16 protein-coding genes are annotated in these 15,792 nt (G+C 67.9%); 8 read left to right on the top strand and 8 right to left on the bottom strand.

What is annotated here, in order from left to right; genetic code table 11:
• Positions 1-15 precede the first annotated feature (15 nt).
• Positions 16-840: a signal peptidase I gene (gene lepB / locus FOY91_RS17360; protein WP_145154654.1), complete on the top strand. Its 825-nt coding sequence runs from the start codon at positions 16-18 to the stop codon at positions 838-840.
• Between the two features lie 7 nt (positions 841-847).
• Here lepB and FOY91_RS21785 read toward each other — a convergent pair whose 3' ends face one another.
• From FOY91_RS21785 to FOY91_RS17340, 5 genes are all read right to left on the bottom strand, one after another.
• Positions 848-985: a hypothetical protein gene (locus tag FOY91_RS21785; protein ID WP_162527266.1), complete on the bottom strand. Its 138-nt coding sequence runs from the start codon at positions 983-985 to the stop codon at positions 848-850.
• 68 nt (positions 986-1,053) lie between these two features.
• The gene (metH, locus tag FOY91_RS17355) at positions 1,054-3,585 is read right to left on the bottom strand and encodes a methionine synthase (protein ID WP_238995770.1); all 2,532 of its coding nucleotides are present in this window, start codon (positions 3,583-3,585) and stop codon (positions 1,054-1,056) included.
• A gap of 228 nt (positions 3,586-3,813) precedes the next feature.
• Positions 3,814-4,866: a homocysteine S-methyltransferase family protein gene (locus tag FOY91_RS17350; RefSeq protein ID WP_145154648.1), complete on the bottom strand. Its 1,053-nt coding sequence runs from the start codon at positions 4,864-4,866 to the stop codon at positions 3,814-3,816.
• Between the two features lie 127 nt (positions 4,867-4,993).
• Positions 4,994-5,941 (bottom strand): methylenetetrahydrofolate reductase [NAD(P)H], encoded by a 948-nt coding sequence (gene metF, locus FOY91_RS17345; RefSeq protein ID WP_145154646.1) that lies wholly within the window; start codon positions 5,939-5,941, stop codon positions 4,994-4,996.
• Entirely contained in the window at positions 5,938-6,936 is a 999-nt protein-coding gene (locus FOY91_RS17340) for an ArsR/SmtB family transcription factor (protein ID WP_145154644.1), read from the bottom strand. Before FOY91_RS17340 ends, metF begins: the two co-directional genes overlap by 4 nt.
• A gap of 123 nt (positions 6,937-7,059) precedes the next feature.
• Here FOY91_RS17340 and FOY91_RS17335 point away from each other — a divergent pair, with 123 nt between their 5' ends.
• From FOY91_RS17335 to FOY91_RS17325, 3 genes are all read left to right on the top strand, one after another.
• Positions 7,060-7,953 carry an MlaA family lipoprotein gene (locus FOY91_RS17335; RefSeq protein WP_145154642.1) on the top strand — a complete coding sequence of 298 codons (894 nt, stop codon included), beginning with the start codon at positions 7,060-7,062 and terminating at the stop codon, positions 7,951-7,953.
• A 137-nt stretch (positions 7,954-8,090) separates the two neighbouring features.
• Positions 8,091-8,354 (top strand): substrate-binding domain-containing protein, encoded by a 264-nt coding sequence (locus FOY91_RS17330; protein WP_145154640.1) that lies wholly within the window; start codon positions 8,091-8,093, stop codon positions 8,352-8,354.
• Between the two features lie 130 nt (positions 8,355-8,484).
• Positions 8,485-8,712: a hypothetical protein gene (locus FOY91_RS17325; protein WP_145154638.1), complete on the top strand. Its 228-nt coding sequence runs from the start codon at positions 8,485-8,487 to the stop codon at positions 8,710-8,712.
• A gap of 592 nt (positions 8,713-9,304) precedes the next feature.
• On the opposite strand, the gene groL is transcribed toward FOY91_RS17325, so the two are convergent.
• The 3 genes from groL to FOY91_RS17310 all read right to left on the bottom strand — a co-directional run bounded on the left by groL (position 9,305) and on the right by FOY91_RS17310 (position 12,310).
• Positions 9,305-10,963 (bottom strand): chaperonin GroEL, encoded by a 1,659-nt coding sequence (gene groL / locus FOY91_RS17320; RefSeq protein ID WP_145154637.1) that lies wholly within the window; start codon positions 10,961-10,963, stop codon positions 9,305-9,307.
• 44 nt (positions 10,964-11,007) lie between these two features.
• Positions 11,008-11,295, bottom strand: a complete 288-nt coding sequence (gene groES, locus FOY91_RS17315) for a co-chaperone GroES (protein ID WP_145154635.1) — start codon at positions 11,293-11,295, stop codon at positions 11,008-11,010.
• Between the two features lie 217 nt (positions 11,296-11,512).
• Positions 11,513-12,310: an aspartyl/asparaginyl beta-hydroxylase domain-containing protein gene (locus FOY91_RS17310; protein WP_145154652.1), complete on the bottom strand. Its 798-nt coding sequence runs from the start codon at positions 12,308-12,310 to the stop codon at positions 11,513-11,515.
• A 166-nt stretch (positions 12,311-12,476) separates the two neighbouring features.
• On the opposite strand from FOY91_RS17310, the gene sppA reads away from it, so the two are divergent.
• From sppA to FOY91_RS17290, 4 genes are all read left to right on the top strand, one after another.
• Positions 12,477-14,348, top strand: coding sequence for a signal peptide peptidase SppA (gene sppA, locus FOY91_RS17305; protein WP_145154633.1), 1,872 nt, complete (start codon positions 12,477-12,479; stop codon positions 14,346-14,348).
• Positions 14,345-14,872: a GNAT family N-acetyltransferase gene (locus tag FOY91_RS17300; RefSeq protein ID WP_238995769.1), complete on the top strand. Its 528-nt coding sequence runs from the start codon at positions 14,345-14,347 to the stop codon at positions 14,870-14,872. Before sppA ends, FOY91_RS17300 begins: the two co-directional genes overlap by 4 nt.
• Before the next feature lie 85 nt (positions 14,873-14,957).
• Positions 14,958-15,452 (top strand): hypothetical protein, encoded by a 495-nt coding sequence (locus tag FOY91_RS17295; protein WP_145154629.1) that lies wholly within the window; start codon positions 14,958-14,960, stop codon positions 15,450-15,452.
• Between the two features lie 98 nt (positions 15,453-15,550).
• Complete coding sequence (locus tag FOY91_RS17290) at positions 15,551-15,742, top strand: hypothetical protein (protein ID WP_145154627.1); 192 nt, start codon at positions 15,551-15,553, stop codon at positions 15,740-15,742.
• Positions 15,743-15,792: the final 50 nt, after the last annotated feature.

Here is a 15,792-nt window from a genome sequence, read left to right as displayed (position 1 = left end):
CCCCTAATCCCGGCTATGCCTGCCAAGCGCCGCCCCCGCCGCCCTGCCGACGACAGCCTCGCGGCGAACCTGCGCTTCTTCGCGATCCTGATGATCGCCGCGATACTGCTGCGCAGCCTCGTCGCCGCGCCGTTCAGCATCCCGTCCGAGTCGATGCTGCCCCGGCTGCTGGTGGGCGATTACCTGTTCGTCGCGAAGTGGCCCTACGGCTGGTCGCGCCACAGCTTTCCCTTCTCGCTCGCGCCGATCGACGGGCGCATCGGGGGCGCGGTACCGGCGCGCGGCGACGTGATCGTGTTCAAGACGCCGGGGGACAACCGCACCGATTATATCAAGCGCCTGATCGGCCTGCCCGGCGACCAGGTTCAGATACGCGGCGGCCGGCTGATCCTGAACGGCGAGCCGGTGCCGAAACTGCGCGTCGCCGATTTCCTCGATCCGGTCAGCCCGAACAGCCCGTGCCGGCCCGTGCCGGGCCTGCGCATCCGGCTGGCGCGGGCGGCGGACGGCGGCGCGGTGTGCCGCTACCCGCGCTACCGCGAGACGCTGCCGGGCGGCCGCAGCTATGACGTCCTCGATATCGGCACCACGCCGGCGGACGATACGCCGGTGTTCGTGGTGCCCGAGGACCATTATTTCCTGATGGGCGACAACCGCGACCGCTCCGCCGACAGCCGCTTTCCGGCCGAACCGGGCGGCGGCATCGGCTACGTGCCGGCGGAGAACCTCGTCGGGCGGGCGATGGTGACCTTCTTCTCCACCGATGGCTCGGCGGGATGGCTCATGCCGTGGACGTGGCCCGGCGCGACGCGGTGGAACCGGATCGGCGAGGGATTCTAGCGCGGTTCTAGCGGTGCCCGCGTCGTTCGCCGCGCACCGCGAGGATCGCGACGATCGCCAGCCCCACGGCACCACCGCCCAGCGTCACCGCGATCGCAGTGGCGGCGAGGAGGATCGGGCTTTCGCTGACGGCAAGAGTGACCATGCCCATCGTCTCGGCGCGACGGATTGCGTGCCGATGTCCGCTTTGTGGCGGCCGCCGCCCTCCCCCGCTCAGTCCAGGTTGGGCCGCAGCCACCGCTCCGCCGTGTCGAGATCGGCATCCCGCCGCGCGGCGTAATCCTCAAGCTGGTCACGGCCGACGCGGGCGACGCCGAAATACTCGCTCTGCGGGTGGCCGAAGTAGAAGCCCGAAACCGCCGCGGTCGGCAGCATCGCGAAGCTCTCGGTCAGCGTCAGGCCGGTCGCATCGGTCGCGTTCAGCAGATCGAACAGGATCGGCTTCAGGCTGTGATCGGGGCACGCCGGATAGCCGGGCGCGGGGCGGATGCCGCGATACTGCTCGCGGATCAGCGCCTCGTTGGTCAGCTGCTCGCCCTCGGCATAGCCCCACAGGGTCGTGCGGACATGCGCGTGCAGCTTCTCGGCGAACGCCTCGGCCAGCCGGTCGGCCAGCGCCTTGAGCAGGATGTCGCGATAGTCGTCATGCTCGGCCTTGAAGCGCGCGATGTGCGGGTCGATGCCGTGGATGCCCACCGCGAAGCCGCCGAACCAGTCGTCCTGCGGCGCGATGAAATCGGCGAGGCACATGTTGGCCCGGCCCTCGCGCTTCTTGATCTGCTGGCGCAGCATGGGCAAGCGCACATCGCCGGCATCGCCGGTCACGACGATGTCGTCGCCCTCGCGCCGCGCCGGCCACAGGCCCGCCACGCCGCGCGCGGTCAGCCATTTCTCGGCGATGATCCGGTCGAGCATCTCCTGCGCGTCGGCGAACAGGCTGCGCGCGCTTTCGCCCACGATCTTGTCGTCGAGGATCGCGGGGTAGTTGCCCGCCAGCTCCCACGCGCGGAAGAAGGGCGTCCAGTCGATCGTCTCGCGCAGGTCGGCCAGATCCCATGCGTCGAACACGTGGACGCCCGGCTGCTTCGGCGCGGGCGGCTGCATCGCCGGATCGATCACGAAGGCGTTGGCCCGCGCCTCGGCCAGCGTCGCCAGCTCGTTCTGCCCCTTGCTGGCGCGCGCGACGCGCAGCGCCTCATACTCGCCCGCCGTCTTCTCCACGAAGGCGTCGCGCTGCGTATCGCTCATCAGCGTGGAGGCGACGCCCACCGCGCGGCTGGCGTCCAGCACATGCACGACCGGCCCGTCATACGCCGGCTCGATCCTGAGCGCGGTGTGGACCTTGGAGGTCGTCGCCCCGCCGATCAGCAGCGGCATCGTCATGCCCTGCCGCTTCATCTCGGCCGCCACCGTCACCATCTCGTCCAGCGAGGGGGTGATGAGGCCGGAGAGGCCGATCATGTCCACGTCGTTGTCGGCGGCCGATTGCAGAATGGTCGTCCACGGCACCATCACGCCCAGATCGATCACCTCATAGCCGTTGCACTGGAGCACGACGCCGACGATGTTCTTGCCGATATCGTGCACGTCGCCCTTCACGGTCGCCATGATGATGCGGCCCTTGGCGCGCGCGCCCTGCTCCTTGGCGGCCTCGATGAAGGGCAGCAGGTGGGCCACCGCCTTCTTCATCACGCGCGCCGATTTCACCACCTGCGGCAGGAACATCTTGCCCGCGCCGAACAGGTCGCCGACCACGTTCATGCCGTCCATCAACGGCCCCTCGATCACCTCGATCGGCCGCGCGAAGCCCTGCCGCGCCTCCTCGGTGTCCTCGACGACGAACGCGTCCAGCCCCTTGACCAGCGCATGTTCCAGCCGCTTCACCACCGGCCAGGAGCGCCACTCCTCGGCCTGCTTCTCCGCCACCGCATCGGTGCCGCGAAACTTCTCGGCGAGCGTGATGAGGCGATCGGTCGCATCCTCGCGCCGGTCCCAGATCACATCCTCGCACGCCTCGCGCAATTCCGGATCGATCGTGTCGTACACGTCGAGCTGGCCGGCATTGACGATGCCCATGTCCAGCCCGGCCTGGATGGCGTGGAACAGGAACACGCTGTGCATCGCGCGCCGCACCGGCTCGTTCCCGCGGAAGCTGAACGACAGGTTGGAGACACCGCCCGAGATGTGCGCGCGGGGGCAGCGCACGCGAATGTCGCGGCACGCCTCGATGAAGTCGATCGCGTAGCGGCGATGCTCGTCGATGCCGGTGGCGACCGCGAAGATGTTCGGGTCGAAGATGATGTCCTGCGGCTCGAACCCGTCACCCACCAGCAGATCGTAGGCGCGCGAGCAGATCTCCACCTTGCGCTCGCGCGTGTCGGCCTGCCCCACCTCGTCGAACGCCATCACCACCACGGCGGCGCCATAGGCGCGGCACTTGCGCGCGAGGCCGAGGAACGCCTCCTCGCCCTCCTTCATGCTGATCGAGTTGACGATCGGTTTGCCCGAGACGCACTTCAGCCCCGCCTCGATCACGCTCCACTTGGACGAATCGACCATGATCGGCACGCGCGCGATATCCGGCTCGGCGGCGATCAGCTTGAGGAAGGTGGTCATGGCGAACTCGGCGTCGAGCAGCCCCTCGTCCATGTTCACGTCGACGATCTGCGCGCCGTTCTCTACCTGCTGGCGCGCGACCTCCACCGCTTTGGTATAGTCGCCCGCCATGATGAGCTTCTTGAACATGGCCGATCCGGTCACGTTCGTCCGCTCGCCGATGTTGACGAAGGAGGCGCGGCTGACGGCGGGCGTGTCGTCGTCGGTCGGGAGGATCGGTGCGGTGGCCACGTACTGCTTACCTTCTTGATTTATCACCCCGCCCTATACGTCATCCCGGCGAACGCCGGGATCTCCGCGAGGCCGGGTGCCACATTCGACGAGATCCCGGCGTACACCGGGATGACGCTGCCGTAATTACGCCGCCAGGATCATCGGCTCCAGCCCGGCCAGCATCGTCTGCACCGGCGGGCTGGCCGGCACGCGCGGGGCATGGCCCCGCACGGTGCGCGCCATCGCCGCGATATGCCCGGGGGTGGTGCCGCAGCAGCCGCCGATCACGTTGATGAGGCCGGTATCCACCCACTCGCGGATGAAGCCCGCCGTCGTGTCCGGCTCCTCGTCGTAGGCGCCCAGATCGTTGGGCAGGCCGGCGTTGGGATAGACCATGATGAGCGTGTCCGCGATCGCGGACAGCGCCACCACGTGCGGCCGCAGCTGCGGCGCGCCGAACGAGCAGTTCAGCCCCACAGTGATCGGCCTGGCGTGGCGGATCGCCGCCCAGAACGCCTCGACCGAATGGCCCGAAAGGTTGCGACCGGACATGTCGGTGACGGTCATCGAGATCATCATCGGGATATCCTGCCCGCGCGCCTCGCCCGCCTCCAGCACCGCCATGATTCCAGCCTTGGCGTTCAGCGTATCGAAGATCGTCTCGATCAGGATGAAATCCACCCCGCCGTCCAGCAGCGCGTCGATCTGCTCGCGGTACACGTCCTTCAGCTCGTCGAAATCGATCGCGCGGAAGCCGGGATCGTTCACGTCGGGCGACAGCGACAGCGTCTTGTTCGTCGGTCCGATCGCGCCGGCCACGAAACGCGGCCGGCCGTCCTTGGCCTCGGCGGTGTCGGCGGCGTCGCGGGCGATGTGGGCGGCGGCCATGTTCAGATCACGCACCAGATGCTCCGCGCCATAATCGGCCTGGCTCACCCGGTTGGCGTTGAACGTGTTGGTGGAGACGATATCCGACCCGGCATCGAGATACGCCTCGGTGATCTCGGCGATCACGTGCGGCATGGTGATGACGAGCAGGTCGTTATTGCCCTTCTGGTCAAACCCGGTGTCCAGATGGCCGCGATAGTCGGCCTCGGTCAGCCGGTAGTTCTGGATCATCGTGCCGAACGCGCCGTCCGTCACGAGGATGCGCTTGGCGGCTTCGGTGCGGAAGCGATCGGCGACTGTGGTGGTCATATCTTCTTACCTTTTACCGAGCGAAGTCGAGGTACGCCTTCGAGCGATAGTCGAGCCAGCGTGGGGGAGTCCTCGGCTTCGCTCGGCCAGTCCCTCGACTTCGCTCGGGATAAGTGACTGATGAGAATCACGCCGCCACCGTCTCGCGCGCCGCCACCGGCACCGGGCGCTTCCCCAGCAGGTGACAGATCGCATAGGCCAGCTCGGCCCGGTTGAGCGTGTAGAAATGGAAGTGGCGCACGCCGCCCGCATACAGCCGGCGGCACATCTCGGCCGACACCGTCGCGGCGACCAGTTGGCGCGCGGCGGGATGGGCGTCCAGCCCCTCGAACAGGCGGTCCATCCACGGCGGGATGGCGGCGCCGCACAGCCCGGCGAACTTGCGCGTCTGCGCCACGTTCGAGACGGGCAGGATGCCGGGCACGATCTCGGCCTCGATCCCCGCCGCCGCCGCGCGGTCGCGGAAGCGGAAGAAGGCCTCGGGCGAGAAGAAGAACTGGGTGATCGCCCGGTGCGCGCCCGCGTCGATCTTGGCTTTCAGATTGTCGATGTCGGCCTGCTCGTCGGCCGAATCCGGGTGGTTCTCGGGATAGGCGGCGACCGAAATCTCGAACGGTGCCACCGTCCGGAGCCCGGCCACCAGATCGGCGGCGTTGCGGAAGCCTTCCGGGTGCGAGGCATAGGGCATCCCCGCCTCGGCCGGGTCGCCGCGCAGCGCGACGATGTGGCGCACCCCCGCCTCCCAATATTCGCGTGCCACATCGAGGATCTCGCCCTTCGATGCGCCCACGCAGGTGAGGTGGGCGGCGGCCGGAATGTCCGTCTCGCGCGCGATGCGGGCGACGGTGGCGTGCGTGCGCTCGCGCGTCGATCCGCCCGCGCCGTAGGTGACGGAGACGAACTGCGGGGCGAGCGGCGCCAGCGTCTCGATCGCGCCCCACAGCGTCTCCTCCATTTTCGCCGTCTTCGGCGGGAAGAATTCGAACGACACCGCGGCATCGCCGGCAAGGTCGGCGAACAGCGGCGCATCGAGCGCGCGCCGCGCTTCTTCGAGCTGGGTGAGGGAGAAGGTCATGCCGCGAATTCCTCGATTGCCGCTGCGGGCACCTTGAAGGCCGTTTCGCCCGGGCGCCGCCCGAGCCAGAGTTTCACCGTCAGCTCGCTGCCATCCAGCCGTTCCACCGGATCGCCCGCCAGCCCCGCCGCCGCGAACCACGCGGCGATCTGCGCGTCGTCGAAGCCGAGCCGCGCGTGCGCGTCCCGATTGCGCAGTATCTCGTGGTCGTGGGCCGCGAAATCGACGATCAGCAGCCGCCCGCCCGATGCCAGCAGCCGCGCCGCCTCGGCGATCGCCGCCGCCGGCTGCTGCGCGTAATGCAGCACCTGATGCAGGATCACCAGATCGGCCATGCGCGCCGGCAGCGGCAGCGCATACATGTCGCCCTGCCGCAGCTCGGCACGGGCCAGCCCGCCGCCGCCCTGCCCCGCCGCATCGAGCTTGGACCGGGCGATCCGCAGCATCGCCGGGCTGCGGTCCACCCCGATCGCGGTGGCCGCACGCGCCCCGAACAGCTCGATCATGCGGCCGGTGCCGGTGCCAACGTCAACCAGCCGGCCGATCGGCGCCTCACCCAGCAGCCGGTCGATCGCCGCCTCCACCTCGCTCTCGGCGACGTGGAGCGAGCGGATGGCATCCCACTGGCCGGCATGCGCCTCGAAATACTCCTCGGCGGCGACGGCGCGGCCCGCGCGCACGGCGGCGAGCCGGGCGATGTCGGCCGCGGTGGTGCCATCGTCCTCGCCCTCGGCGCCCCACGCATCGACGGCGGCGAGCAGCGGCCCCACCCGGCGCGGATCGCCGAGGCCCAGGAACACCCAGCTCCCCTCCTTGCGGCGATCGGCCAGCCCGGCGTCCGCCAGGATCTTGACATGGCGCGAGACACGCGGCTGACTCTGGCCCAGCACCTGCGCCAGTTCGCCGACCGAGAGGTCCATCGCGCGCAGCAGCGCGACGATCCGGAACCGGGTCGGATCGGCGAGCGCGCGGAAGATGTCGAGCGTGCGTTCCATTGGACTTCGAGATATAAAGAAATCTTTATATCCGTCAAGCAGCTTGTGCGGCACAGGGGGCTATGGCACGCGCCGGGCAAGGAAAATCGGCCCGGAATACGGGCCAAGACGACGGGGTTCTTCATGCGCGCACTGGTTCCGCTCGCTACTTTCGCATTGCTGGCCGGTTGCGCGACCACCCCCGGCACCGACCGGCTGGCCGAGCGCGATCCGTTGCAGGGCTTCAACCGGGTGATGTGGGGCTTCAATCAGGGCGTCGACAAGGTGGTGCTCAAGCCCGTGTCGGGCGTGTACCGCACCGTCACGCCGCGCCCCGCGCGCCGTGGTCTCTCGCGCATCCTGTCCAACCTGTCGGAGCCGTGGTCGGCGATCAACAACCTGTTGCAGGGCAAGCCCGACCGCGCCTTCACCAATCTCGGCCGTTTCGTGGTGAACACCACGATCGGCGTGGGCGGGCTGGCCGATCACGCGACGAAGATGGGCCTGAAGGATTCGCCCGAGGATTTCGGCCAGACGCTGGCGCGCTGGGGCGTGAACGGCGGGCCGTATCTGGTCCTGCCGATCCTCGGCCCGTCCACCCTGCGCGACGGCGTGGGCATGGGGCTGGCGCAGTTCGGCGATCCCTACCGCGTGTGCCTGCGCCAATGCGGCCTCACCAACACCCAGCAGCTCGCCGCGCAAGGGGCAGAGATCGTCAGCCTGCGTTCGGACCTGACGGACTCGGGCGCCGACGGCCTGCTCGCCGGCAGCCTCGACTCCTACGCGACCGTCAAGTCCGCCTATCTCCAGCGCCGTCGCGCCGCGATTCTCGATCAGGACGGGGATGCCGCGGCGATCCCGCCGGCCGGACCGGGCGATGCGGCGGGTGGCGCCGGCAGCGATGCCTCGCTCGATGCAGCGGTGGCCGACATCAAGGCGCAGCAGGCCGAGGAAGCCAGCCAGCCCGGAGAGGCCGCACCTGGCGCGCCGATCACCGGCGCGCCGACCACCCCGCCGCAGGTGTCCCCGGACAAGTAATCCCTACCGTATCAATCGACATTGCGCAGCGCACCAATCTTGGCTATTGGCGGCCGCGCTGGTTTCGGGGGGAACACGCCCGATCGCAATAATGGCGTACCGCGTCATCTACGTTTCCCTGCTAGGAAGGTAATCCCATGAAGAAGATCTTTGCCCTGTCGCTCATCGCCGCCGCTTCGCTCGGCCTCGCCGCTTGCAGCGAGAAGCCGGCCGCCGAGTCGAACACCGTCGAGATGAACACCGTCGAGACCAACGTCGCCGTCGATGAGGCCGTTGCCGACATCAACGCCACCACCGAGAACGCCGTCGACGCCGCCGGCGCCGCCCTCGACAACGCCGTCGCCACCGACGCCGGTGTCGCCAACGGCGCGATGGCCGAAGCCGGCAACCACGCGATGTAATGACGATCGGCGCAGGTTTTCCCGCGCCGGCCGGATCATCGATCGGAAGGGGTCGCGTCGTCAGGACGCGGCCCCTTTTCGTTCGTGTCGCGTTTGGCTGGTTGCAATCACCGTCACGCAGGAGCGCCGCATGACCCGATCGATCCCCCTCACCCTCGCCGCCACCTTCCTGCTGATGGCCGGATGCGACGGTGCGAAGGACGCCGGCAACACGGCCGTCGTCGCCGGCGACGAGGCGGTGGCTGACGGCAATACGGTGGAGGACCTGCCGTCCGACGGGCTTGCCGCGCCGTCGAACATGGCGCTTGAAACCGAAAGCAATACGGTGGGCAGCGCGAGCGGCGGGAATGCGATGTAACGCGGGATGCCGGACGCGCGTTCTGTAGAGGGGCCAAGGCGAGGCTGAACCTGTCGCAAGCGTCGCCGCAGGTAGCGCCAAACGGCTACCCCCATACCCCGAGCGAAGTCGAGGGGCCGTCACGCGCCTATTCCTCCGTGTCTCGACTTCGCTCGACATAAGGGTGTGCGCGGATGGATCAGTCTGGACCCGGCGGAAACTAAACGACTGACTCCAAGTCTTGATCAGCCGTTGAATGACGCCGCAGACCGCGCCGAATGCAGAGGTCGATCGTAGAGACTGGCACCGTCCTTCGGGACGGCATTTCGGTGCCACTCGCCGATGTTTCTCGGGCGTGATCGCGCACGATCATCGGACAAACCGACGTTTCCGAGGATCGGGCCGAAGCGATGACACCCCATCCGGTGCATCGGACAGAGAAAGGGCCGGGGATCGCTCCCCGGCCCTTCTCTTGTGCCTGAATGGCGGACTGTCGGCCGGCACGGGCAAAGCCCGCGCCCTCGTCGGACGGGATCGATGGCTTGCCGCCACCGACCCGCCGGCCGGCCTTGCGGGAGTCCGGAGGCATCGCTGCCCCCAGCCCCGCTGCGGCTTAGAAGTCCATGCCGCCCATGCCGCCCATTCCACCCATGCCGCCGGGCATGCCGCCCGCGCCGGCACCGGCCTTGTCCTCGGGCGCGTCCGAGATGGCCGCTTCCGTGGTAATGAGCAGGCCGGCGACCGAGGCCGCGTCCTGCAGCGCGGTGCGAACGACCTTGGTCGGATCGATTACGCCGGCGGAGACGAGGTTCTCATACTGGTCGGTCTGCGCGTTGAAGCCCAGATCGGGGTCGTTGCCTTCGAGCAGCTTGCCCGAGATCACCGCACCGTCATGACCGGCGTTCTGCGCGATCTGGCGGACCGGCGCGTAGAGCGCCTTGCGGATGATGTCGATGCCGCGGGTCTGGTCGTCGTTCTGGCCCTTGAGGCCTTCGAGCGCCTTCGTCGCATACAGCAGCGCGGTGCCGCCGCCGGGGACGATGCCTTCTTCGACGGCCGCGCGGGTCGCGTGCAGCGCGTCGTCGACGCGATCCTTGCGCTCCTTGACCTCGACTTCGGTGGAACCGCCGACCTTGATGACCGCGACGCCGCCGGCGAGCTTGGCAAGACGCTCCTGGAGCTTCTCCTTGTCATAGTCGCTGGTGGTGTTCTCGATCTGGCGACGGATCGCCTCGACGCGGCCCTTGATGCTCTCGCCATCACCGGCACCATCGACGATCGTGGTGTTGTCCTTGTCGATCGTCACGCGCTTGGCGGTGCCGAGCATGTCGATGGTGACGCTCTCGAGCTTGATGCCGAGATCCTCGGAGATCATCTCGCCCTTGGTCAGGATCGCGATGTCCTCCAGCATCGCCTTGCGGCGATCGCCGAAGCCCGGCGCCTTGACGGCGGCGACCTTGAGGCCACCACGCAGCTTGTTCACCACGAGCGTGGCGAGCGCCTCGCCCTCGATGTCCTCGGCGATGATGAGCAGCGGACGGCCCGACTGGACGACGGCTTCCAGGATCGGGAGCATCGCCTGCAGGTTCGACAGCTTCTTCTCATGGATCAGGATATAGGGATCCTGAAGCTCGACCGTCATCTTCTCCGGGTTGGTCACGAAGTACGGCGACAGGTAGCCGCGGTCGAACTGCATGCCTTCGACGACGTCCAGCTCGAAATCGAGACCCTTGGCCTCCTCGACGGTGATGACGCCTTCCTTGCCGACGCGCTCCATCGCTTCAGCGATCTTCTCGCCGACGACGGTGTCGCCGTTGGCCGAGATGATGCCGACCTGTGCGACTTCCTTGGTGCCGGAAACCGGACGCGAACGCGACTTGAGATCGGTCACGACCTTCTCGACCGCAAGGTCGATGCCGCGCTTGAGGTCCATCGGGTTGATGCCGGCCGCGACCGACTTCATGCCCTCACGCACGATCGCCTGGGCGAGCACGGTGGCGGTGGTGGTGCCGTCGCCGGCGACGTCGTTGGTCTTCGAGGCCACTTCGCGCAGCATCTGCGCGCCCATGTTCTCGAACTTATCCTTCAGCTCGATCTCCTTGGCGACGGTGACGCCGTCCTTGGTGATGCGCGGGGCGCCGAACGACTTGTCGATCACCACGTTGCGGCCCTTCGGCCCGAGCGTGACCTTCACCGCGTCGGCGAGGATGTCGACGCCGCGCAGGATGCGCTCACGAGCGTCGCGCGAGAAACGTACGTCTTTCGCTGCCATGATATGTTTTCCTTAGTTTGAAACGGGAGAAGAAGTGCGAAAGGTCAGCCGACGATCCCGAGGATGTCGCTTTCCTTCATGATGAGCAGGTCCTCACCATTGATCTTCACTTCCGTGCCGGACCACTTGCCGAACAGGATCTTGTCGCCGGCCTTCACGTCCAGCGGGGTCAGCTTGCCATCGTCGGCGCGCAGCCCGGTGCCGGCGGCGACGACTTCGCCTTCCTGCGGCTTTTCCTTGGCGGTGTCGGGGATGATGATCCCGCCGGCGGTCTTCTCTTCGGCTTCGACGCGGCGAACCAGCACGCGGTCGTGCAACGGGCGGAAACTCATTCAGGTGCCTCCTGCTATGGGCGCCGGAAGCCGCCGCCCGAACCGGGCGGCCGGGGGGATCCGGCGCGATGAACCTGTGCCGTTTAGCACTCCCTGCCCGAGAGTGCCAGCGACGCGCCGGATATGTTTTCGCAAGGTGGTGCTGTCAAGAACGCCTGCCAGCAAAATGTTGCCGGGGCGTGGCAGCAGCGGGGCCGGCCGTGGCGGGGCCGGCGGTTCAGGCGTCCGGCTTCCAGTTCTGCACGCCGCGCCGCGCCTCCTGGACGAAGCGCGAGCGCTTGACCCCCCAAAGGAACAATCCGCCGACGATCCGCCCCCACAGCCGCACCGGCCGTTTCACCTGCACCAGCAACACCACGCGGGTCTCGTCCGTCTCGTTCAGCACCTCATGCTCGAAACAGTCGTCGAACAGCAGCACCTTGTCGCGTTCCCAGTGAACCACCTTGTTCACCACCCGCATCCGGCACATTTCCGCCTCGCGCGGCACCTCGATGCCCAGATGGCTGGTGAGGAACGCCTTGGTGACGCCGGTGTGCGGCGGCAGGTGTGTGCCCGGCACCAGCACCGAGAAGAAGGCGGAGTTCAGCCCCGGCACCCGGGCGACCAGCGCCGCCGTCTTCGGGCAGGCCGCGCAGTTGCCCTCGTGGCGATAGCCGTAGCCGACGAGGAACAGCGAGCGCCACTTGCCCGCCGGCGCAATGCGGCGATGATCGGGCGACACTTCGGCAAGCGAGGGCACCGCGTTCAGGTCGCCGAGCGCCGCACGCGCCTCGGTGCGGATCACCTCGGCATTTTCCTCCAGCATCCTGATCCACGGGAAGTGGCGCTGGTCGGGAAACGGATCGTTGCCGATCTTCGACTGCCGCACGATCAGGTCGTTCACCCACGGTTGCAGCTTGCGCCCCAGCCGCAGCACCAGCGTCCGCTTGGGAATCAACGCGGAGCTGGGCGGCGGCGGGTCGTTCGCGTCGCGCGGCGGGGGCGTGAAACGCTCCACGACGATCTCTTCGGCCATCATCCCGCCTCCCTGCCGCCGACTCTTGCGCGGACGCCGCCCGAATAGCCACGCACGACGCGCACCGCCACCCCGCTCGTCGCTTGAACCGGGCGGCCAAGCCGCTAAAGCCGCAGGAGAACCCGTGGCAGGCGGGCGCCCCCTCCCCCGAAGGCGAAAACCGATCATGCGGATAGTACGCGGCCTCTGGCGGCTTCTCGTCGGCATCAAGGACGGGCTGGTGCTGCTCGCGATGCTGCTCTTCTTCGGCGTGCTGTTCGCCGCCCTCTCCTTCTCGCCCAATCCGCGCGTGCCGGGCAGCGGGGCGCTGCTGGTCGATCTGGACGGGCAGCTGGTGGAGCAGCCGGCACAGACCGATCCGTTCACCGCCATCGCCGGGCGAAATCCGGTGACGCGCGAGTACCGCCTGCGCGACGTGATCCGTGCGATCGACGGCGCGGCGACCGATGCCTCGGTGAAGGTGGTCGTGCTCGAACTCGATCGCTTCACCGGTGGCGGGCAGGCGACGATCGCCGAGGCGGCGCGCGCGGTCGATCGCGTGCGGGCGAAGGGCAAGCCGGTGCTCGCCTTCGCAACCGGCTATACCGACGACGGCTACCAGCTGGCCGCCCACGCCAGCGAGCTGTGGCTCGATCCGTTCGGCGCGGTGCTGCTGACCGGGCCGGGCGGTGCGAACCTCTATTACAAGGGTCTGCTCGACAAGCTGGGGGTGGAGACGAAGGTCTATCGCGTCGGCCAGTTCAAGTCGGCGGTGGAGCCGTTCATCCGCACCGATCAATCCCCCGCCGCGAAAGCCGCCGCGCAGGCGCTGGCCGATTCGCTGTGGGCGGCGTGGCGCGCGGATGTAGGTGCTGCGCGGCCGAAGGCGCGGCTGGCGGGCTATATCGCCGATCCCGAGGCCGCGATGACGGCGGCGGGCGGCGGCATGGCGCGCGCGGCGGAGATGGCGGGGCTGGTCGACCGGCTGGGCGATCGTATCGCGTTCGGACGGCGCGTGGCCGAGCTCGCCGGCAAGGGCACCGACAAGCAGGCCGGCGCCTATGCCGCGATCCCGCTCGACCGCTGGCTGGCGGCGCATCCGGAACGCAGCGGTGGGCCGCAGGTGGGCGTGCTGACGATCGCCGGCACCATCGTGGACGGCGAGGCGCCCCCCGGCACCGCCGGCGGCGAGACGATCGCCGCGCTGTTGCTGGACGAGCTGGCCAAGGACCGGATCAAGGCGCTGGTCGTCCGCGTCGATTCCCCCGGCGGCTCGGTGACCGCCTCCGAACGCATCCGCACTGCCATCCTCGAGGCGAAGCGGAAGGGGCTGCCGGTGGTCGTGTCGATGGGCGCGGTGGCGGCATCGGGCGGCTATTGGGTCTCCACCCCGGCCGACCGCATCTTTGCCGAACCTTCCACCATCACCGGATCGATCGGCGTGTTCGGCCTGCTGCCCACCTTCAAGGGTACGCTCGCCAAGCTGGGCCTGTCGGCGGACGGGGTGAAGACGACGCCGCTCTCCGGCGAGCCGGACCTGCTGCGCGGCACCTCGCCCGAGTTCGACCGGCTGCTGCAGGCGGGCATCACCGACGTGTATGGCCGCTTCACCGGCCTCGTCGCCGCCTCCCGCCACCTGCCCGTCGCCCGTGTCGACCAGATCGCGCAGGGGCGCGTGTGGGCGGGCAGCACCGCGCGCGGTATCGGCCTGGTCGATGCCTATGGCGGGCTGGACGTGGCCATCGCCGAGGCGGCGCGGCGGGCGAAGCTGGATCCGGCGAAAGTCTCGGTCCGCGATATCGAGAAGCAGCCGACGATGCTGAGCCAGATCATCGGTGACCTCACCAGCGAACGCGGCGAGAGCGGCCCGACCGACGCCTTTTCCCGCGCCGCCGCCAGGCCGGTGGCGGCGTTGCGCCGCGCGATCCTCGGCGTGGGCGCCATCGCCGACGGGCCGGCGATCCAGGTGATGTGCCTCGAATGTCCGGCCGCCGCCGCGCCGCGCGGGCATGACACCGGCATGATCGGCCTCGCCGCCGAATGGCTGGCCCGCCCGTGAGCCTCGCGATCCGCCCCGCGACCACCGACGACGCGCCCGCCATCGCCGCGATCTACGCGCATTATGTCGAGCACGGCGTCGCGACCTTCGAGGAAGTCGCGCCCGACGCCGCCGAGATGGCGGCGCGGATCGCCGCCGTGGTGCCCGCCTATCCATGGCTGGTGGCGGAGCGCCACGGGCGGATCGTCGGCTACGCCTATGGCCGCCCCTACCACCCGCGCGCCGCCTATCGCTGGACGGTGGAGACCGCCATCTACCTCGCCACCGACGCGCGCCGCACCGGCGCGGGTCGCCCGCTGTACGAGGCGCTGCTGGACGATCTGGCCGATCGCGGCTTCGTCTCCGCCATCGCCGTCATCACCGTGCCCAACCCCGAAAGCACCCGCTTCCACGAGAAGCAGGATTTTACGCAGGTGGGGGTGATGGAGGGCATCGGCTTCAAGCACGGCGCATGGCGCAACGTAGGCTACTTCCAGCTCGCCCTCGGCCCCCGCTCGGTGCCGCCGCCCAAGCTGGCGGTGTGAGGCGAAGTGATGACGAGGGGATGTCTGCAAACGCCCAATAGGCGACATTCGTGACAATCGGCATCTCATGCGCGGGAGCCGATACATGCGGATGATCTTTTGCTTGCTGCTCGGTCTTATTGCGATTGCGTTTGTGCTGATTGGCACGACGATGCCGATCATGCTTCCATCGCAAGCAGCGAAAGACCGGGCCTACTATCAGCAATTCAAGGCAGCCGCAGCTCATGTTGACAGTAATGGACGTCTACTAGCGAGCGAACTCGGCGGTTGGCGGGAGAAAAACGGGGCCGGCCCTCTTATTCAATCTTCGGTAAAAACTCCGTTCGACTGCGATCCGTCTTTCAAGAGGGCTCCCGTCGACCGTCTTGTCCTCTCATTCTGGCGGGGCGAGTGGACGGAGTGCTATGCATATCCATCTGGATGGACAACACTACCGATGAGCGTTGGAGCGTATCTGCTGTCTGGCGTAGGCGTCAATATCGTCATCTACTGGCTGCTCGCGGCGGGTGCTGCTTGGGGAGCGATCCGGCTTCGGCCGGGAAGAACCGCGCTGAAACCATCTGTTGTGAACGGCAGCTAACCACCAACTATCGCCGTTCGAGATCAGCGAGCCTCCGAAAACGGTCAGGCCGAAACGCCCAGTTCCGGACGTTCGCGACAAACTGCTACCCCTCCCCCATGATCTTCTGGTTGGTCGTCACTTTCGTGCTGCTGGTTTGGAACGCGATCTACTGTGTCGTGAAGATCAGATCGGATTTCAAAGGGCCGAAGCCCGCGAATGGCGTTTGGGGTTTGTTCGCGCTTGCAGGCGCGCTGTCGATGTTGGCTATGGCGTTGTTGAGCGTCGGCATCGCGGCATCGGGCGTTTAGCCAAAGGTGAACTTCCGCTTTCCACCAAACTCAGACACTCCCGCCTCCTC

The organism is Alterirhizorhabdus solaris (assembly GCF_007785815.1).
In the GTDB taxonomy this organism is placed as follows: Bacteria; Pseudomonadota; Alphaproteobacteria; order Sphingomonadales; family Sphingomonadaceae; genus Alterirhizorhabdus; species Alterirhizorhabdus solaris.
Note: the sequence above shows the minus strand (reverse complement) of the source record. Positions and strands in the feature narration are given on the sequence as shown.